Raw genomic sequence first — 19,342 nt, forward strand, 5'->3', positions numbered from 1 at the left:
ACTGGACATCAGCGGCGCAGCGTCAGCCAGTCGAGGGCGGCGACCCGGGGGCCGCCGGTGGCCACGAGATAGACATCATGCGTGCCGGTGACGGTGCGGGGGAGCGCCACCGACCGCTCCTGCCAGGTGTCGGTGGAGCCGGTGTCCGGCACCGGCAGCGTGGTGGCCACCCGGCCGTCCGGGGCGTCGAGCCGCAGTTGCAGCGAGCAGCCCCGGCCGCAGCCGGCGGAGGCCAGCCGTACGGTCAGCTTGTCCGCGCCCGCGCCGAACCGCACCCCGCGGAAGCCGATCCGGTCGCCCGAGCCGAGCACTCCGGTGGCCGCGTCGCCCCGCTCGGCTCCGCGTACGGAAGTGGCCTGTTCGGCCTGGAGGGTGGCCGCGGCGTCCGGGCCGTCCGCGTAGAGCCGGATCTCGTTGACCGCCCAGGGGACCTCGCCGGGGGCCGTCAGCTCGACGCGCAGATAGCGCGCGGTCTGCTGCGGGAACACCGCGTCCTGGGTGAAGGAGCGGCCGCCGACCCGGGCGACGGGGGCGCCCCAGTGGCTGCCGTCGTCGCTGACGGACACGGCGAAGCCGTACGGGTGGCCGGTGGCGTCCATACCGGCGTCGATCGACAGCCGGTCGAAGGTCTTGGCCGCGCCGAGGTCGAGCGTGAGTGACTGGCCCGCAGCCTGTGCGGCCGTCCCCTTCCACTGGGTGGTCTGGACGCCGTCCACGGCGGCCGAGGCGTCGGTGCCGTCGGAGGCAGTGGCCTTCCAGCCGTCGTTGCGGACCCGCGACTGGCAGCCCGGCAGATTGCAGCCGGACGACCAGATCGGCGCGCCGTACTCATACGCCCCCTGGTCGGGGCCCGCGCCCCGGACACTGGTGGTCACGCCGTCCACGGTCTCGCCGGCGTCGATGACGGGCGAGCCCTCGCGCGGCCACAGCTCGCCGTTGCGCGCGTCGGTGTAGCCCGGGTCGGTGGGCGGCAGCAGGTTGCTGCGCACCACCGGGGCCGGGTCGCCCGGCCCGGTGATGTCCATCGGCGCGAGCGCCACGTCGTTGCTGACGTAGGTGCCCGAGGCGTCGGTCGCGCCGCTCAGCCGGACGGCGGTGGAGACACCGAGGCCGTAGGTGGAGTGATGGTCGCGGTTGCCGAGGCTGACGCTGCTGTGGCCGTTGAAGAACGTGCCGCGGGAGCCGGTGTTGTACGCCACGTTGTGGTGCAGCAGGAAGTTGCTCGAGGAGTTGTCGATGTAGTAGCCGACCTGGCCGTCGGCGTCGTGGACGGTGTTGTGGTCGACGCTGGTGCCCTTGGCGTCCAGGTTGCAGCACACATAGAACGGGCTGCCGTCACGCGAGGTGCGCATGGCCTCGGACAGGTCGTTGTAGGCGATGCGGTTGTCGTGGAAGGGCACCCCGTTGAGCTGCCAGGCGGTGTCGATGCTCGCCCGGCCGGTGCGCCGGATCGTGTTGTGGGTGACGGTCTGCCCACTGCCGTTGATCTCGATACCGGGCGTGTAGCTGCCCATCCAGCCGACGTCGTGGATGTAGGTGTTGGTCACGGTGTTCCCGCTGCCGCGCAGCAGCACGCCGGTGCCCGCGGAGTACCCGATATCGCTGTCGCGCAGGGTGTTCCCGCTGCCGCGGATCTGCACCCCCGAGCCCAGCACCCGGGCGGCGACGATATGCCCCTCGAAGGGCGGGATGGCCAGCTCGTCGTCGCGCGGCATGGGCAGGGTCGAGAACTCGGAGATGTAGCGCGCCCGCAATGCCTCGACGAGCACGCCCGTGCTGGTGTCGCCGGTGCGCAGCGAGGTGCCCCACAGATCGAGCCCCCGGACGGTGACATACGAGCTGCCGGCCAGGTCCACGCCCCAGCTCTCGTACTTCGCGGTCACGGTGTGGCCCGCGAGGCCGCCCTTGGGCGGGACCAGGTACAGCCGCTTCGCGTCCTTGTCGTAGTACCACTCGCCCGGCTGGTCGAGGGTGGACTTGGCGCCGACCAGGTAGTAGTTGCGGTAGTTCTGGTTGCCCATGCACAACGGGGTGCAGCGGTAGTTGCCGCCTTTGAAGTCGAGCGCGCCGGTGGCGGTGGCGGTCACCGTGCCGGTCTGCTGGCTCCAGGGGTTGGACCCGGCCCACAGATGGACGGTGGCGCCGGTGAAGTCGCCGGCCGGCAGGTCGGGGTCGTCGATGTGCTGATCGGTGGAGGTCCGCTCGGCCACGGCCCAGGACGGATTGAGCGGATCCGGCCCCGAGTTGGGCCAGCGCCCCTCCATGGCCCGCTCGCCGTCGACGAACAGGGCGTTCTCGCTGGGGTCGAGCGGCAGGTCCACCTCGGTGGCGACCAGCCCGTCGCCCGCGTCCCGCCAGCCCGTCACGGTCCTGGTGCCGTCGACGGTGACGGTGCCGTCCCCGTACGCGGCGATGGTGATCGGCGCGTCCTTGGTGCCCGAGGGCGGGGCGACGCGCTCGCGGTAGCGGCCGCGGTGGATCAGACAGGTGTCCCCGGGCCGGACCAGCTCGGTGCAGCGGCCGATGGTGCGCAGCGGGTGCGCCGCGCTGCCGTCCGCCCGGTCGGCGCCCCAGGTGGCGACGTGGTACGTATGGCCCCGGGACGCGCCGGCCGCGGTGTCGGCCGCCGCGGCCCCGGGGAACGATGTCGTGGCCAGGGCCGCCGCTGCCGCGGCGACCATGGACACGATCCTGAACGCGGATCTCATGTACTGCCTCCCATGGTGGGGTGTGCGGGTGGGCGCCTCCAGGCGGCCTCGCCCTCCGGTCCCGCGGCGGTGCCGAGCACGACACACCGCAGCCAGTGCTCACCGGGCGTCAGTTGTCCGATGAGCGTGGGCAGGGCGGTGCGCCGGGCGAGCACATTGGTGCCGGGCAGAGCGTCGACGACCCGCCCGGTGCGCTGCCCGTCGCTGTCGATCAGACCGGTCAGCCCGGCCGGCCCCCAGGCTCTGGCCCGCCCGGCGCAGGCCTGCCGGGTAAGGCCCGGGTCCCGGTCGATCGCGAAGCCGCCCTCGGCGGTGTGCAGGGCGCGCCCGGTGCGGATGCGATGGGTGCGCAGATGCCAGGGCGGGGCGGCGGTCAGCCAGGTGGTGATCTCGACGTCCGGCCAGGGGTGCCAGGTGCAGCGGATGGTGTCCCCGGCCATCTGTGTGGCGCCGGGCTCCTCGCGGACGCGGTAGTGGTTGCCGTCGTCGCTCAGGGCGAGCATCGAGTCGTACGCCCCCTGCTCCAGGCCCAGCGGACCCGAGGGCAGGCTGAAGCCGAACCGGGTCGAGTACGCGAACTTGGCGTACTTTTCGGCTCCGTGCCGCACCCACGCGTGGTGCTGCCGGCCGGCCAGCAGCGTGACCTCACCGTCCGCGCGCATCAGCACCGCGCCCGCGTGGGGCTGGGCGCTGACGGGGGCGAGGGCCGGGGCGGGCAGCTCCGGCGCGGTCCAGAAGGGATGGTTCGCGGGGAGCGCGAGGGGCAGTAAGGACTTCATCGCCCAGTACGGGGAGCCGGGGGCGTTGTACTGCTCGGCGAGCGCGGGCTGCGGATAGCCGTAGCCGATGGACAGCAGGCCCTCGCCCACGGCCTCCGGGCGCCGCCGCCACCAGCGCAGATGGCGCAGCAGATGCCCCTTGACCACGCCCCACGGCAGCGCCTCGACCCCGGCGTACGGCAGCGCGGCCCAGAACGCGGCCTGCGCGAAGCGGTAGGTGAGGCTGCGGCCGTACGGGACGGCGGCCCCGTCGTCCGCGAACCAGTGCTGGAAGTCCCCCGCGAACAGTGAGGCGCGCATCCGGAAGCGCACCGCGCGCTCGGGGTCGCGCTCACCGGCGAGCGCCGCGTACAGCAGCCCGTAGAAGTGCATCGCCCACGGCACGTAGTAGTCACGGCGCTCGGTGGGTCCGTCCGCGTACCAGCCGTCGCCGAGCGCGAAGGACTCCAGCCGGTCCAGCCTGGCCCGGATCGGGGCGTGGTCGTAGGACACGCCGACCCGGTCGAGGCCGAGGCCGATCAGGACGGGGAAGAACAGCCAGTTGTTCTCGGTGGTGGGGCGGTCGAGGGCGGAGCGCAGCCAGCGCGCGACCCGGTCCCGCTCGGGCCCCTTGAGCGGGTCCCACAGCCGGTCGGGGGCGAGCGCCAGGGCGAAGCCGATCGCGGCCATCTCGACGATCCGCTGGTCGTGGGGGCCGGGTTCGCCCCAGTACTCGGGGTGGTTCGGGTCCGTGCCGGTGGCCAGGCCCTGCACCCAGTGGCCCCAGTGCTCGAAGGCCCCGCCGCCCACGGCGAGCGGCGCGAGCCCCCACAGGGGCCGGGCGAAGGACTCCAGTTCGGCGGCCGTGTCGTCGTGGATGGCGGTGTTGACGCCGAGCCTGAGCCTGGCCCGGCCCTCGCTGAAGTGCGGCAGCAGCGGCTCGGTGAGACGGCGTGCGAACCCCTGCAACGCGTCGCGGTCGGTCATCCCTTCTCGGCTCCGCCATGAGTTCGAAGCGCGGAAAGCGCTGGGCGCATAAGAACACCGGGACCCCATCGGTTCATCGAAGACCACCTCAATGCCGGGGAGCTGATGTTGCGATAGTTTTCGCAACACCGAGATCGTCCCGAAAGGTAGGAGAAACATCGGATGGGGTCAACGGCTGGGGACGAAATGGCGGGGGCGACTTTGGCCGAGATAGCGAAGGAGGCGGGTGTTTCGGTCTCTACCGTCTCAAAGGTGCTGCATAACAGATCCGATGTCTCCTCGAAGACCAGAGCAAAGGTCCAACGGCTTCTGGAGCGGTACGGCTATCTCGCCCGGCACCGCCCCGCGGCCTCGGCGGTGCTGCGCGGCGGGCTGATCGACTTCGTCATCAACGAACTGGACAGCCCCTGGGCGGTCGAGCTGATCCGCGGCGCGGAGGAGGTCCTGCACGGCGTCGGCATGAGCCTGGTCGTCTCGGCCACCCACGGCCGCACCCGGCTGGCCCGCCAGTGGCTGGACTCCCTGGCCACCCGGCCCACCCTCGGCGCGATCCTGGTCGTACCCGAGTTGACCACTGCGCAACACGAGGAGCTGCGCCGGCTCTCCATCCCCTTCGCGCTGGTCGCCCCGGTCGACGAGCCCGCGCCCGGTGTGCCGTGGGTGGGCGCCACCAACTGGCCCGGCGGGCTGGCCGCCACCCGCCATCTGATCGAGCTCGGCCACCGCCGTATCGCCATCATCAGCGGCCCGCAACGGCGCCTCACCTCACGCGCCCGCGCCGACGGCTACCGCTCGGCGCTGGAGGAGGCCGGGCTGCCCTTCGACCCGGAGCTCGTACGGTACGGCGACTTCACGCATGACCTCGCCCACCGGCACGCCCTGGACCTGCTCGCGCTGGACCGGCGGCCCACCGCCATCTTCGCGGGCAGCGACCACCAGGCCCTCGGCACCTTCCGCGCGGCCGCCACCCTCGGTCTGCGTATCCCCGAGGACCTGAGCGTGGTCGGCTTCGACGATCTGCCCTTCGCCGACTGGGTCACCCCGCGGCTGACGACCGTGCGCACCCCGCTCGCCGATATGACCGCGCTCGCCGCCCGGATGGTCCTCCAACTGCTCGCCGGTGAACAGCCCGAGACCACGCGGGTCGAGGTCGCCACGGAACTCGTCGTCCGCGAGAGCAGCGGACCGCCCACTCAGCCGTCGGACAGTTTGTAGTCGTAGTAGCCGGTCGGACCGGTCAACACCGCCTGGAAATACAGCGGTTCGCCATCGGTGTCCAGCGGGACCTCATGACCGGCCACCCGGGTGAAGCCGAGGGAGAGCCCGGGCAGATACACGTACAAGGTCTCGTCCAGGACCGTCAGGCCCATCGCCGCCAGCCGCCCCGGCAACTCCCGGGCCGGGGTGCGGAAGACGTCGATACCGCGGAAGCGGACGGTGATGTCCTCGGGGCCGGGGCGGGGGATCCACACCTCCGCGGCGCCGAGGGTCTTGCCGTCCTCGAGATGGAAGACGATCTCGAACTGCGGGTGCAGCGCGAGCACCTTCATCGAGCGGAACCGCACCGCGGAGCCGTCGTTGCGGACCTTGATCCTGCCCAGCTCCGCTGCCGCGGCCTTGAGGTCGTCCGCGGGCATGCCGAGGGGAAAGCCCGTGATGCCGTGCGGCGGGTCCAGCTCGATGTCCATGGCCCGCATCCTAAGAGGCGGTGCCCTCGACGAGTTGTCTGACCCGCTCCGGTGCGTAGATGCCGTCGGTCAGCAGCTGGGACAGGCCGAGGATGCCGGCGTGCGGATCCAGTTCGCTGCGCACGATCTGGAGGTTGCGGGTGGCCAGCGGCAGCGAGCGGCCGTATACGACCTCCCGGATGCCGGCGAACAACTGCTCGTCGGTGTGGGCGAGTTGACCGCCGATGGCGATGACCCGGGGGTTGAACATATTGACCGCGTCGGCGATGGCGCCCCCCAGGATGCGGGCGGCGCGGCGCGCGAGCCGTACGGCGGTGATGTCGCCGGAGCGGATGAGCCGTACCGCGTCGTCGACCGTGGTCACCTCGTAACCGGCCTCCCTGAGGTCCCGGACCAGGGCCCAGCCGCCGGCGTAGGCCTCCACGCAGCCGGTGTTTCCGCAGCGGCACAGCGGGGGCTCGGCGACATCCTCGACGGTGACCTGGATATGGCCCACGTCCCCGGCCGCGCCGTCCGCCCCCCGGTGGATCCGGCCGCCGGCGATGATGCCGGTGCCCACGCCGGTGCCGATCTTGACCATGAGCAGATGGGCGGTGTCGGGGTAGCGCAGCCGGTGTTCGCCGTACGCCATGGCGTTGACGTCCTTGTCCACCAGCACCGGGCAGTCGTAGCGCGGGGCGAACCAGCCGGGGATGTCATAACGGTCCCAGCCGGTCATGATCGGCGGGCTGACCACGCGCCCGGTGCCGAAGTCCACCGGGCCGGGCACCCCGAGGCCCACGCCGAGGACGTCCGACTCCTCGTGCCGGGTCTCCTTGAGCAGCCGGCCGAACAGCTCGTCGACGAGGGCCAGCACGGCCGACGGCCCGGCGGTCACATCCGAGGGGGCCTCGCGCTCCGCCCGTACCTCCCCGCCCAGGTCGCATACGGCGGTGCGCAGCCCGGTCGCGCCGATGTCGGCCACCAGCAGCACCCCGCGGTGGCGGTTGACGACGAATCGGCTCGCGGGGCGGCCGCGGGTGCGCGCGTCCTCCGGTGCGGGGACGAGGAGTTGGGCGCCGAGGAGGCTGTCGAGACGCTGGTTGACGGTGGTCCGTGAGAGCCCCGTAAGACGCACCACATCCGCCTTGGTCAGGCCTTCGTCGACATCGCGGAACAGGGCGAGAACATCGCCGAGAGCGATCCCGGTCCGGAGAGCGCCTGCGTTGATGGTGTCCACTCGCACACTCTAGCCATGGGTGTGAGTGGACGGAAGATGGCAATCTTGTGACGGAAAAAGTTGAAAGAAGGGTTGCTCGATCTCATAAACGGGGGCTACTTTCAGCCGCATCACCATCGGAAGGGACGCCTGATGCGGAGAAAAGCCACCGTGAGAAGAGGGAGCGTTGTCGCCACCGCTGCCGCCGTCGTGGCCGGAGCCCTGGTCCTGAGCGGCTGTGGATCCGGCGACACGGGCGCGTCGGGCAGCACCAAGGTCGCCGCCGTGATCAAGGGGCTGGACAACCCGTTCTTCCAGAGCATGCGCCAGGGCATCGAGACACAGGCCAAGTCGGAGAAGCTGTCGACGACCGTGCAGGCCGCGAACTCGATCACCGACACCACCGGCCAGGCCGACAAGTTGAACGGGCTGGCCGGCCAGGACTACGGCTGCTTCATCGTCAACCCGATCTCCGGCTCCAACCTGGTCCAGGGGCTGGCCAAGCTCGCCGCGAAGAAGAAGACCATCGTCAACATCGACAACCCCGTCGACGCCAAGGCGGCCAAGGCGGCGAGCGCCACCCCGGCCACCTACATCGGCACCGACAACGTGGCGGCCGGCGAGATGGCCGGCAAGCGGATGGCGGAACTGCTGCCCAAGGGCGGCAAGGTCGCCGTCATCGGCGGCATCGCCGGTGACGTCACCAGCGCGGCCCGCGTCGAGGGGTTCAAGAAGGGCGTGAGCGGCAAGCTGGAGGTGGTCCAGACGGTGGCCGCCGACTGGGACCGGCAGACAGCCCTCACCAAGGCCACTGATGTGATGCGCGCCAACAAGGACCTGTCCGGCTTCTTCGTGGCCAACGACGACATGGGCCTCGGCGTCTCCCGCGCCATCGCCAACGCGGGCAAGACCGGCAAGGTCAAGGTCATCAGCGTGGACGGGGTCAAGGACGCGCTGAAGGCCGTCGAGTCCGGCACCCTGGACGCCACCGTGGCCCAGTACCCGTACGCCATCGGCCTGATGGGCGTCGAGGCGTGCCAGGCGGCCGCCAAGGGCAAGAAGCTGCCCGCCGACGTCAAGGCCCCGGTGGAACTCGTGACCAAGGACAACGCCGGTAAGGCCCTGGCCGCCACGCCCAAGCCCTTCGGCACCTACGACGACCCGTTCAAGCAGCTCCTGCGCTAGGGCCGTCCCCAACAGCGACGCATCCGGCGGGCGGGTGGCGTACCACGCCACCCGCCATCGCCAGGAGGACACACATGGCAAACGCAACGCTCGCGGCACCCGACCGTGACACTTGGCCCACGCGCCTGCGTGACATCGGTTTCTGGGCCGACTGGGCGGCCCTGGTCGGGCTCATCGTGCTCGTGGTGGTCTTTCAGGCCGCCAACCCGACCTTTCTGAGCACCGGCAACATCCAGTCCATGCTGGAGGCCGCCGCGATCCTGATCATTCTGGGGGTCGGACAGACCTTCGTCATCGCCACCGCGGGCATCGATCTGTCCATCGCCTCCACCATGACCCTGGGCGCGGTCGGCTTCGGCCAGGCGTACTCGGCCGGCTGGGGGCTCGCGGCCTCCTGTGCCGTCGCCGTGGCCGCCTCGACCCTCGCCGGACTGCTCAACGGCTTCGTGGTGGCCCGCGGCAAGATCACCGACTTCATCGTCACGCTCGGCATGCTGTCGGCGGCCTCGGGGCTCGCCCTCATCGTCTCCAACGGCAAGCCCGTGACCGTCATCGAACCGGCCCTGCTGAAGCTGTCCACCAACGGCATCGGGATCCTGGGCTGGATGTTCATCATCGCCGCGGCCGTCGCCATTGTGGCCCATGTGGTGCTCTTCCACACCCGGTTCGGCACCCATCTGCTGGCCACCGGCGGATCGCCCGAATCGGCCACCGCGATGGGCATCAGCACCGCACGCATCAAGATCGCGGTGTACGCCGTCGCCGGACTCCTCGCCGGGCTCGCCTCCATCCTGCTGGTCGCGCGGGTCGGGGCCGCCGAACCCGCCGCCAACACGTCCTTCCTGCTGAACTCGGTCGCCGCCGTGGTCCTCGGCGGGGTCAGCCTGTTCGGCGGCCGGGCCACCGTCATCGGCCCGGTCATCGGCGCACTGCTGCTGACCGCGCTGGTCAACGGACTGACCCTGCTCGGCGTCTCCCAGTTCTACCAGCCGCTGTCCGTCGGCATCGTCGTGGTGCTGGCGGCCTTCCTGATGAGGTTTCAGCGATGACGACCGTCAAGTCCGCGCCCCAGACCGCGGCCACCGCCTCGGACGAACTGCTGCGCTGCGAGGACGTCTCGCTGTCCTTCGGCAGCGTACGCGCCCTCGTCGACGTGTCCGTCAGCCTGCGCCGCGGTGAGATCACCGCGCTGGTCGGCGACAACGGCGCGGGCAAGTCCACCCTCGTACGGTGCGTGTCCGGAATCCACCGTCCCGACAGCGGCCGCATCCTCTTCGACGGAGCGCAGGTCGACTTCGGCTCGCCGGAGGACGCCCGCGAGGCCGGCATCGAGACCGTCCACCAGAACCTCGCGCTGGTCGAAGACCTCACCGTCTGGCAGAACCTCTTCCTCAACCGCGAGATCGTCCGCCGCATCGGACCGGTGTCCTTCCTCGACCGCAAGGCCATGCAGAGCCGCGCCCAGGAGATGGTCTCCACCCTCGCCGTCAACGTCCCGGCGGTCACCTCACGGGTGCGGCGGCTGTCCGGCGGCCAGCGCCAGGCCGTGTCCATCTGCCGGGCGGCCGGGTTCAGCTCGCAGCTGGTCATCATGGACGAGCCCACAGCGGCCCTCGGCGTCCAGGAGACCGCGCGCGTCGAAGAGCTCATCCTCAAGCTGCGCGACGACGGCCATGCGGTGCTGCTCATCAGCCATAACTTCGCGCAGGTCTTGCGGCTCAGCGACCAGGTCTGGGTGATGCGGTCCGGCCGCTGCGTCGCGGGCCGCCGGACCGCGGAGACCACGGGCGAGGAGATCGTCGCGCTCATCACCGGCGCGCAGGCCGCCTAGCCACTCATCGACCAGCCACCCAAAGGAACACCGCTCATGACCACCGTGACCCAGGCCAACCCGATCGGCGTGCACGCCCTCGTATGGGCGGGCGACACCTCGCCCGAATCGCTCACGTACGCCATCGACAAGACCAAGGCCACCGGCTTCGACCTCCTCGAACTCTCGCTGCACGACTCGGACTCGCTGGATGTCCCTGCGGCGCGCCGCCAGCTGGAGGACGCCGGACTGCGGGTCGCCTGCTCCCGCGGCCTCGCCTTCGACGCCGATGTCTCCAGCGATGACCTTGCCGTGGTCGAGCGTGGTGAGCGCCTGCTGCACAGCTCCCTCGCCGTCACCCACGGCCTGGGCGGAACACACTTCACCGGCGCGCTCTACAGCGCTCTCGGCAAGTACGCGGGCCCCCTCACCGCGGCCGGCCGGCGCAACGCCGTCACCGTGCTCAAGCGGCTCGCCCAGGAGGCGGCGGGCCTCGGCATGACGCTGGGCCTGGAGATCTGCAACCGCTACGAGACCAACGTCATCAACACCGCCCGCGACGCCCTCGCGCTGGCCGATGACATCGGTGCGGACAACGTCCTGATCCACCTGGACACTTACCATATGAACATCGAAGAGGACGATCTCATCCGGCCGGTGCACGAGGTGGGCGACCGGCTCGGCTATGTCCACATCGGCGAGAACCACCGCGGCTACCTCGGCTCCGGACACCTGGACTTCACGGCCTTCTTCCACGCGCTCGCCGATATCGGCTACCGCGGCCCGATCACCTTCGAGTCCTTCTCCTCCGCCGTGGTCGCCCAGGGCCTGTCCAACGACCTCGCCGTCTGGCGCGACCTGTGGTCCGACGGCGAGGACCTGGCCCGCCACGCCCACGCCTTCATCACCAACCAACTCGCCGTGAGCGGCCGCGGTCGATGACGCCGATGACGATCGAGGATCTCGCGGCCCGCGCCCGCGCCCTGGTGCGGCCCGGGCGGCGCGCCGTTCTCGGGATCACCGGAAGCCCCGGGGCCGGCAAGTCCACCCTCGCCGAACACCTGCTGACCGCGCTGCGCGACGGCCCGGCCGAGGACGGGGGAGAGGGCGTGGGCGACCGGGTCGCCCATGTGCCGATGGACGGCTTCCACCTCGCCGATATCGAGCTCGACCGCCTGGGCCGCCGCGACCGCAAGGGCGCCCCGGACACCTTCGACGCGGCGGGCTACGCCGCGCTGCTGCGCCGGCTGCACCAGGACGAGGACGACGTGGTGTACGCGCCGGGCTTCGAACGGGAGCTGGAGCAGCCGATCGCGGGCAGCATCCCCGTACCGCGCACCGCCCGGCTGGTCATCACCGAGGGCAACTACCTGCTGTACGACGAGGGGGACTGGGCCCGGGTACGGCCGCAGCTCGACGAGGTCTGGTACTGCGAGCTGGACGAGGCCGAACGGCTGCGCCGGCTCGTCGCCCGCCACGAGCGGTTCGGCAAGGACCACGCCGCGGCGGTGGCCTGGAGCCTGGGCACGGACCAGCGCAACGCCGACCTGGTGGCCGGCACCAGGTACCGGGCCGACCTCGTCGTCACCGGTGACGTCGGGGGCGCCGCCGTCGCAGGGTGACCACCACGCCCGCACCGACGGCGAGCGCCGCCGCGCCGCCCGCGTACAGCGTCACCGGGGTGTTCTCGGTGGCGTCGGCGCGGTCGGTGTCCTCACCCGTGTCGGTGCCGGTGTTTTCGGCGGTGCTTTCGCCGGTGGGTGTGTTGGTGGGGGTGCCAGTGGGTTTGGCGGGGCGTTCTGTGGTGTCGGTCTGGCCGCCCTCGGCCGGGGCCTTTTTGCCTGCCGTGTCCTCGGCTCCGCCGAACACCACATCGGAGCACGAGTAGTAGGTGTCGGGCGTGCTGGTGTTCCGCCAGATGGTGAACAGGAGCTGACGGCCCGTCCGGTCGGTGGGCAGCTTGGCCTTGATGCGGTAGGCGTCGTCGACCAGGGCCGGGTCGGTGGCCGTCGCGAACGGCTTCGCGTCCAGGTCGGACCACTTCAGCGGCCGCGTGGGATCGTAGCCCTCCTTGGTGAGATACAGCTCGAACGTCCCGGTGTGCGGGATGGTCGAACGGTAGGTGAGGGTGAGGTCCGCACCGGCGGTCAGCCGTGTCGAGGGCCAGTCGGCGCGGGCCAGATCGAGCCCCTTGTATACGTCGAGCCCCCCGCTGCACAGCTTCCCGTCGGGAATCTTCTGCCGGTCCTGGCCGGCCACCCCGGCCACCCGCAGATTGTCCCACTCGTCCGGGACCCCACCGGCGGCGACGGCCGCCCGGCACGCGGCCGACCGGGAGTTCTCGCCGCCCTCGGGGGAGCAGGCCACCGTCCGGCTGACCGGGGCCGTCGGCGCGCCGTGCGCCTGCGCGGGCCCGGCGGCCAGCGTTATGAACAGGACCGGGGCCGCCCCGAGGAGGGCGGCCACGGCGGCAGTGCGATGTGCGGTCATTCGATGCAGCCTTTCTGGCCCTAGGGTCTGTCGTCAAAGGGGGCGGCCGGCCGCGAGCGGCGTCTGGTGCGGTGCCTCGCAGCGGCGGAGCATCGTCCTCGTACTGGGCGTACTCGGGCGGTGCGACAACGCAGCGAGGCGCCGTGCCAGGCGTCGGGAGCAGGGCGCCCCTTTGACGACAGGCCCTAGCGGCGGGCAGGCCCGCCCGCGCCCTGGAGTACGCGGCGCGCGGGCGGTGCGTTCAACGCCCTTGCCCGGCGGCGGGAGAGCCACGCGAGCCACCCGGCCAGCGCGGCCACCGGAACCGTGGTGAGGAGCATGGTCGCGATCGCACCGAGGCCGTCGGCCCCGTCGCTCAGCAACTGGCCGGTGAGCAGGAAGAGCACCATGTTGTTCCCGGCGTGCGCCAGGCTCGCCACCCAGACGGTGCCGCTGCGCAGATACAGCCACGCCAGGACGACTTCCTGGCACAGCAAGGACACGGTCCAGACCAGCAGGCCGAGCGCCACGTTCTCGAAGTCGGCATAGCCGATGAAGGCGAGCGGGTAGTGCCACACCGCCCAGATGAGGCTCGTGGCCACCACGGACGGCAGGACGCGGCCACCGAACAGCCGCGGCCGGAGATAGCTGGTCCACCCGAACTCCTCGCCCCAGTACACCGGGGTGAGCAGCGGCACGACGAGCATCAGGACCAGCAGCGCCGGCCACCTCGCCACCCCCGGTGCGAGCTCGTCGAGCGGCGACAGATCCGGGTGCCATACGCCCAGGGCGGCCGCGAGCGCCATGGTCACCGCGGCCAGGGCGAGCGGGCCGAGCCAGGCGGCGAGGTAGTACGGCCAGGCGGCCCGCAGACGCGGCCGAAGCCCCGCGTCGGCGAACCCCTCCCGGGTGACCCACCGCCGTACGACGATCGCCGCGATCCCCGGCATACAGAAACCCGGCAGCTGCAGCAGCGGGTTCAGCGCCGACAGGCCCAGGACACCGTGGGCCACGCACAGCCACAGCCAGGTACCGCCGCAGGTGATGGCGAGAAACGCCACGACCCCTCTGTTCCTCTTCGTCTTCGACATACGAGTCTTCGACATACGCGCCTTTCCTTCACAGCCGAACCGGATCCGCGCACCAACGTGTCATTGGCCGGTACGGGCCCACATCGCTGCGCGGAGCGAAATGCTTTTCCCCCGGTGGCGGGAGGTGGCGATGGCTCGTACGGGGGAGGGGCCCGGGCCGTTAATCGGTTCGGTGTCCAGGGCCGTCGTCGCTACAGTGAACGCGTCCAGGTGCGCAGGCGGGGGCCACTTCACCAGGACATCCAGTACGAGGGGGAAATCTCATGGCTCGCTTCAACACCCGTGCCACGCGCCGGGCGGCCGTCTCACCGATCACCACCACCGGGGAGCGGGCGGCCACCCACGAGGGCGCGACCGGATACCTCCGCGACGACAAGAGCGAGCTGTTCCTCCTCGCGGTGTCCAACATGGTCGGTACCGACACCTTCTACGAGCAGGGCGACGACCGCGACGACCGCTACCGCCACCTGGTGCGGAAGCTGGCCGTCGAGGACCCGGAGTGGACCGCCCGGCTGCTGGGCTGGCTGCGCCGCGGGGGCAATATGCGTACCGCGTCCCTGGTGGGCGCCGCCGAGTACGTCAGGGCGCGCCTGGACGCGGCGGCGCCCGGCCACTCGCGGCAGGTCGTGGACTCGGTGCTGCGGCGCGCCGACGAGCCGGGGGAGATGCTCGGCTACTGGACCGGCCGGTACGGCCGGGCGCTGCCCAAGCCCGTCAAGCGCGGCGTGGCCGACGCGGTACGGCGCCTCTATGACGAGCGGTCGCTGCTCAAGTACGACACCGCCGCCAAGGGTTTCCGGTTCGGCGATGTGCTGGGCCTCGTGCACGCCCGTCCGGCGGACGACAAGCCGTGGCAGGGCGACCTGTTCAAGCACGCCCTCGACCGGCGCCACGGCCGCGACACGGAGATCCCCGGGAGCCTGACCGTGCTGCGGGCCGCGGCCGAGCTCTCCGCGCTTCCGGTACCGGACCGCCGGGCATATGTGCTCGACCCCTCGCTGGTCAACGCCCCGGGCGGGCTCGCGGGCGCGGGGTTCACCTGGGAGCGGCTGGCCGGCTGGCTTCAGGGGCCGATGGACAAGGCGGCCTGGGAAGCGGCCATCCCGGCCATGGGCCTGATGGCGCTGGTGCGCAATCTGCGCAACTTCGACGAGGCCGGTGTCTCGGACGAGGTCGCCGAGCAGGTGGCCGCGCGTATCGCTGACCCCGCGCAGGTCGCGCGGTCGCGTATGTTCCCGTTCCGGTTCTGGGCGGCGTACAAGCACACCCGGTCGCTGCGCTGGGGCCACGCCCTGGAGAAGGCGCTGAACGCCTCGCTGTCCAATGTGCCGTCGCTGCCCGGCCGGACGCTGATCCTGATCGACCGGTCGCCGTCGATGTTCCCCGGCTACGGATACTCCACCCCGAACACCTCGGACATCCCGCTCGCCGAGCAGGCCGCGGTGTTCGGAGCGGGCCTCGCGGTGCGGGCCGAGGCCCCGACGCTGGTCGAGTTCGGCATGAGCAGCCGGCGGCTCAAGGTGTCCCAGGGCGGCAGCGCGCTGCGGCTCATGGAGGAGTTCGGGCGGATCAACGGCACCGACATCCCCTCCGCGGTCAAGAAGCACTACGCCGGTCACGACCGGATCGTCATCGTCACCGATGAGCAGACCCGCCCCGGCTGGCTGCCGTCGAACTGCCACGGCCAGTGGGGCGGTATGCCCGAGACGCACATCGACGACCTGGTGCCCGCCGAAGTGCCGGTCTACATGTGGAACATGGCGGGCTACCGGGCCGGGGCGATGCCCTCGGGCGGTGGCAACCGCCATGCGTTCGGGGGCCTGACGGACCATGCCTTCCGCATGATCCCGCTCCTGGAGACCGGCCGGAACGCCCGCTGGCCCTGGGAGGGCTGAGGGCGCGGCAGGGCTGCGGCGGTCGCGTCCTCGGCTACTTGACCGCGAACACCGGTGGCGCGTCCTCCGCCCCGTTCGAGTTGACGATCACGTACCGGCCGCTCTTCACCCGGTGCAGGGCGAGGACGTCGCCGACCGGCGCGCCGCGCAGCGGGGTTCTGCCGTGCTTCTCACCGGTGGCCGGGTCGAGACGCCATACGCCGCCACCGGCCAGGAGATCGAGGTCTCCCGCGCGGTCCTGTGTCAGGGCGGCGACGGCCGCGCCGAGCGATGTCTTCCAGACGCGCCTGCCGTCCTTCAGCGAGTACGCGGCGACGTCCTCGGGAGCGTCCTTGTCCGTCGGGCCGACAGCGGTGATGAACAGCCCTTTGGTCACCACCGACCGGAAGACCGGCCGGGCGTCGAAGGGCTGGCTGTAGCCGTACGGCATGACCTCGAAGTTGAGGTCGTCCTCCGGCCCGGACCGGGGGATCACGGCCTGCCGCCGCCCCTTGTCGTCGAAGCTGATCACCGCGTCGGTCCCGCGGTCGTCGTCCTCGTCCACATACACGACGATCGGGTCGGCCGAGAGCATGAACAGCGCCTTCCACTTGCTCTCCGTCGGCAGCGTGCTGTGCCACTGCCACGCGCCGGACCGGGGGTCGAGGGCGGACAGCCGCATCTTGGGGTTCGCCCCGTCGGTGTTGGTGCACTGCTCCATGACCAGGGCACGCTCGGGCGTCGCGTCGACGGCCAGGGCCTCGCAGTTGCGGTCCAGCGGGCTGCGCCACCTGGCCGCCCCGTCGCGCAGCCCGAGCCCGACGACCGCCTTCTGCTCCAGGGCCACCGCGGTGTCACCGGCGCCGACCAGCCGGGCCTCGGTGGCCCGGGTGACGGAGTCATCGGCGCTGATCTTCTTCGTCCACAGCGTGCGGCCGGAGGACAGATCGACGGCGATCACGGTGTCGCAGGGCTTCTCGTACCGCCCGAGGCCCACCAGACCGATGGCGGACGGCGTGGTACGGCTCATCGTGCACACCGATCTCCGCTCGGGCGCCGGGACGGTCCACCGCCGGGTGCCGTCCGAGGTGTCGTAGGCGAACAGCCCGTCGTTGCGCGCCCTGATGAGGGTGGACGGCCCCGGCATCCAGTCACCGACGGCCCGCACGGAGGAGGGGCGGTCCCGGGGCGCCTCCCAGGCCACGTCCAGGTGCGGCCCGCGCAGCCATTCGTACCCGAGCACGCCCGGCCATACGCCGCCGGCCAGGCCCACCACGACCAGCGACACCATCCAGGGTGTGGCCAGCGATCCGCTGTTCAACGCGACGGCGGTGATCACCCCGAAGGCACCGGCGAAGGTGAAGACGAACGCGAGGATGAGCACCGGCGTGAGCCCTTCGGGGCACGGGTCGTACCGGCCCCCGCACGCTCCGTTCGACTCGCTGGACAGCGCGGACCAGCCCAGCCAGTGGAACACCACGGCGCAGGACACCAAGACCCCCGCCAGGGGCAAGGCGATGGGCTTGACGGTACGCGAAATCGACACGATCCCCCCACAGCTGTGATCAGCGCGCGTACGGCGCGCAGCAGACCTTAACCCCGGGTGCCGGCCGGGCGGCGTACGAGGGCTCGTTCATTTATATAGGTGTGTGATACAAATGAATACATGGGTGATGCAGCTATAGCGGGTGAGGTTCCGGTCGGCCGCGAGCGGCGCGAGGAGATCGCCGACGTCCTGGAACAGCTGGCGGTGCTCGCGGTGCGCCAACTGGGCAAGCGGGACATCAGCATGACCGCCGCCTCCGCCCTCGGCCGGCTGGCCCGCGAGGGCCCCACCCGGCTCACCGCCCTCGCCGCCGACGAGGGAGTGAGCCAGCCCGCCATGACTCAGCTGGTGCAGCGCCTGACCAAGCAGGGGCTGATGGTCCGGGGCGCCGACCCGGACGACGGCCGGGCCGTGCTCGTGTCCATCACCAACGCCGGGCGGCGGCTGCTCGCCGAGCGGCGCCGGGACCGTGTCACGCGCCTGTCCGGCCTGCTGGCCGCGCTCCCGGCCGAGGATCAGGCGACGCTGGCCGCCGCGGTCGGCTCGGCCGCGCCCGTGCTGCGGCGCCTCGTGGCGAGCGTGGCAGGCCCGGGCGGCCGCCCTGCGACGCCCCCCAGCTGACGGTCCGTCACCCCTCCTGTCGTCCCCGGCGCGTGTCGCGCCGTCACCCCGTTTCGCCGCCCCCGGCCGCATCCCCCGAGGGCGCATTCACAGAACGCATTCCTATCCGGGAGTACACCTTGTCCGCTCATCCCAGCGCCCCGAGTCCGTTCCGGCAGCCGAAGGCCGTATGGGCCGTGGCCTTCGCCTGCGTGATCTCCTTCATGGGCATCGGGCTCGTCGACCCCATCCTGCCCGCCCTGTCCAGCCAGCTGCACGCCACGCCCAGCCAGGTGTCGCTGCTGTTCACCAGCTACCTGGTGGTCACCGCCGTCGCCATGCTGGTCACCGGCTTCGTCTCCAGCCGCATCGGCGCCAAGCGGACCCTGGTGGCGGGCCTGGCGGTCATCGTGGTGTTCAGCGCACTCGCGGGCGCGTCCGGGAGCATCAGCGGCATCGTCGGCTTCCGCGCGGGCTGGGGCCTGGGTAACGCCCTGTTCATCGCCACCTCGCTCGCCGTGATCGTCGGCTCGGCGAGCGGCGGGTTCGCCGGAGCGATCATCCTCTACGAGACCGCGCTCGGCGTCGGCATCGCCGTCGGCCCGCTGCTGGGTGGCGAGCTGGGCGGGATCAGCTGGCGCGGGCCCTTCTTCGGCGTCTCCGTGCTGATGGCGATCGCGCTGATCGCCACCCTGGTCCTGGTCCAGCCGACCCCGACCCCGGCCCGCCGCGCCTCGCTCCTCGATCCGCTCAAGGCGCTCCGCCACCGCGGGCTGCTCACCATGGGCCTGATGGCGCTCTGCTACAACTGGGGCTTCTTCACCGTCCTCGGCTACTCCCCGTACCCCATGGAGCTGGGCACTCATGAGCTCGGCTATGTCTTCACCGGCTGGGGCGTGCTGGTCGCGATCTTCTCCGTGTTCGTCGCGCCCCGGCTCCAGGCCCGCCTCGGCATAGCCCGCGCCCTCTACCTGAACCTGGCGCTGTTCGCCCTGGACATCCTGGTGATCGGGTTGTTCACCTCGTCCCGGACGACGCTGATCGCCGCGGTGATCCTGGCCGGCGCCTTCATCGGCGTGAACAACACCATCACCACCCAGGCCGTCATGACCGTCGCCCCGGTCGAGCGCTCGGTGGCCTCCGCCGCCTACGGTTTCGTCCGGTTCATCGGCGGCGGTCTGGCGCCGTACGCCGCCGGCCGGCTGGCCGAGCACTACGACGTGCATGTGCCGTTCTACGTCGGGGCGGTCGCGGTCCTGGTCGGTCTGGCCGTCCTGTCGACCGGCCACTCCCTGCTCGCGGACGCCGAGCGGGCCCAGGCGGCCGAGGCGGCGCTGCACACCCCCGCCGAGAACCGCGTGGAGCGGCTGGAGCGGGACGCGCTCGCCGAGGACGTGGGCTCCGCGAGCTGAGTCACCCGTCCGGCGG

General features: G+C 71.3%; 16 protein-coding genes. 9 read left to right on the top strand and 7 right to left on the bottom strand.

The genetic code is table 11. The features are described from left to right. Positions 1-8: 8 nt before the first annotated feature. Positions 9-2,708 (bottom strand): carbohydrate-binding protein, encoded by a 2,700-nt coding sequence (locus ACH4U7_RS02880; RefSeq protein ID WP_398526235.1) that lies wholly within the window; start codon positions 2,706-2,708, stop codon positions 9-11. After that, positions 2,705-4,453: a DUF2264 domain-containing protein gene (locus ACH4U7_RS02885; protein WP_398526236.1), complete on the bottom strand. Its 1,749-nt coding sequence runs from the start codon at positions 4,451-4,453 to the stop codon at positions 2,705-2,707. Before ACH4U7_RS02885 ends, ACH4U7_RS02880 begins: the two co-directional genes overlap by 4 nt. 186 nt (positions 4,454-4,639) lie before the next feature. Between ACH4U7_RS02885 and ACH4U7_RS02890 the strand changes: the two genes are divergently transcribed. Beyond that, entirely contained in the window at positions 4,640-5,668 is a 1,029-nt protein-coding gene (locus ACH4U7_RS02890) for a LacI family DNA-binding transcriptional regulator (RefSeq protein WP_398526450.1), read from the top strand. Here the strand turns inward: ACH4U7_RS02890 and ACH4U7_RS02895 are convergent. Both ACH4U7_RS02895 and ACH4U7_RS02900 read right to left on the bottom strand, forming a co-directional pair. Continuing rightward, positions 5,647-6,141, bottom strand: coding sequence for a hypothetical protein (locus tag ACH4U7_RS02895; protein WP_398526237.1), 495 nt, complete (start codon positions 6,139-6,141; stop codon positions 5,647-5,649). The two genes, ACH4U7_RS02890 and ACH4U7_RS02895, sit on opposite strands and share 22 nt — an antisense overlap. A gap of 10 nt (positions 6,142-6,151) precedes the next feature. Further along, positions 6,152-7,360 carry an ROK family protein gene (locus ACH4U7_RS02900; RefSeq protein ID WP_398526238.1) on the bottom strand — a complete coding sequence of 403 codons (1,209 nt, stop codon included), beginning with the start codon at positions 7,358-7,360 and terminating at the stop codon, positions 6,152-6,154. 150 nt (positions 7,361-7,510) lie between these two features. Here ACH4U7_RS02900 and ACH4U7_RS02905 point away from each other — a divergent pair, with 150 nt between their 5' ends. From ACH4U7_RS02905 to ACH4U7_RS02925, 5 genes are all read left to right on the top strand, one after another. After that, positions 7,511-8,524, top strand: a complete 1,014-nt coding sequence (locus ACH4U7_RS02905) for a substrate-binding domain-containing protein (RefSeq protein WP_398526239.1) — start codon at positions 7,511-7,513, stop codon at positions 8,522-8,524. A 74-nt stretch (positions 8,525-8,598) separates the two neighbouring features. Next, positions 8,599-9,573, top strand: coding sequence for an ABC transporter permease (locus ACH4U7_RS02910; protein WP_398526240.1), 975 nt, complete (start codon positions 8,599-8,601; stop codon positions 9,571-9,573). Further along, positions 9,570-10,355, top strand: coding sequence for an ATP-binding cassette domain-containing protein (locus tag ACH4U7_RS02915; RefSeq protein WP_398526241.1), 786 nt, complete (start codon positions 9,570-9,572; stop codon positions 10,353-10,355). Before ACH4U7_RS02910 ends, ACH4U7_RS02915 begins: the two co-directional genes overlap by 4 nt. Before the next feature lie 36 nt (positions 10,356-10,391). Beyond that, positions 10,392-11,276, top strand: coding sequence for a sugar phosphate isomerase/epimerase family protein (locus tag ACH4U7_RS02920; protein WP_398526242.1), 885 nt, complete (start codon positions 10,392-10,394; stop codon positions 11,274-11,276). Further along, the gene (locus ACH4U7_RS02925; protein ID WP_398526243.1) at positions 11,273-11,956 is read left to right on the top strand and encodes a nucleoside/nucleotide kinase family protein; all 684 of its coding nucleotides are present in this window, start codon (positions 11,273-11,275) and stop codon (positions 11,954-11,956) included. Before ACH4U7_RS02920 ends, ACH4U7_RS02925 begins: the two co-directional genes overlap by 4 nt. Here the strand turns inward: ACH4U7_RS02925 and ACH4U7_RS02930 are convergent. Further along, positions 11,919-12,824, bottom strand: a complete 906-nt coding sequence (locus tag ACH4U7_RS02930) for a lytic polysaccharide monooxygenase (RefSeq protein ID WP_398526244.1) — start codon at positions 12,822-12,824, stop codon at positions 11,919-11,921. The genes ACH4U7_RS02925 and ACH4U7_RS02930 overlap by 38 nt on opposite strands. Before the next feature lie 185 nt (positions 12,825-13,009). Then, complete coding sequence (locus ACH4U7_RS02935; RefSeq protein ID WP_398526245.1) at positions 13,010-13,909, bottom strand: lysostaphin resistance A-like protein; 900 nt, start codon at positions 13,907-13,909, stop codon at positions 13,010-13,012. A 248-nt stretch (positions 13,910-14,157) separates the two neighbouring features. Here ACH4U7_RS02935 and ACH4U7_RS02940 point away from each other — a divergent pair, with 248 nt between their 5' ends. Then, complete coding sequence (locus tag ACH4U7_RS02940; RefSeq protein ID WP_398526246.1) at positions 14,158-15,789, top strand: TROVE domain-containing protein; 1,632 nt, start codon at positions 14,158-14,160, stop codon at positions 15,787-15,789. A 34-nt stretch (positions 15,790-15,823) separates the two neighbouring features. On the opposite strand, the gene ACH4U7_RS02945 is transcribed toward ACH4U7_RS02940, so the two are convergent. Next, positions 15,824-17,314 (bottom strand): PQQ-binding-like beta-propeller repeat protein, encoded by a 1,491-nt coding sequence (locus tag ACH4U7_RS02945; RefSeq protein ID WP_398526247.1) that lies wholly within the window; start codon positions 17,312-17,314, stop codon positions 15,824-15,826. Positions 17,315-17,434: 120 nt separating this feature from the next. On the opposite strand from ACH4U7_RS02945, the gene ACH4U7_RS02950 reads away from it, so the two are divergent. Next, positions 17,435-17,935 (top strand): MarR family winged helix-turn-helix transcriptional regulator, encoded by a 501-nt coding sequence (locus ACH4U7_RS02950; protein WP_398526248.1) that lies wholly within the window; start codon positions 17,435-17,437, stop codon positions 17,933-17,935. A 119-nt stretch (positions 17,936-18,054) separates the two neighbouring features. Further along, positions 18,055-19,326, top strand: coding sequence for an MFS transporter (locus tag ACH4U7_RS02955; protein WP_398526249.1), 1,272 nt, complete (start codon positions 18,055-18,057; stop codon positions 19,324-19,326). The last annotated feature ends 16 nt before the right edge of the window (positions 19,327-19,342 follow it).

Source organism: Streptomyces sp. NPDC020845, assembly GCF_044334165.1.
In the GTDB taxonomy this organism is placed as follows: Bacteria; Actinomycetota; Actinomycetes; order Streptomycetales; family Streptomycetaceae; genus Streptomyces.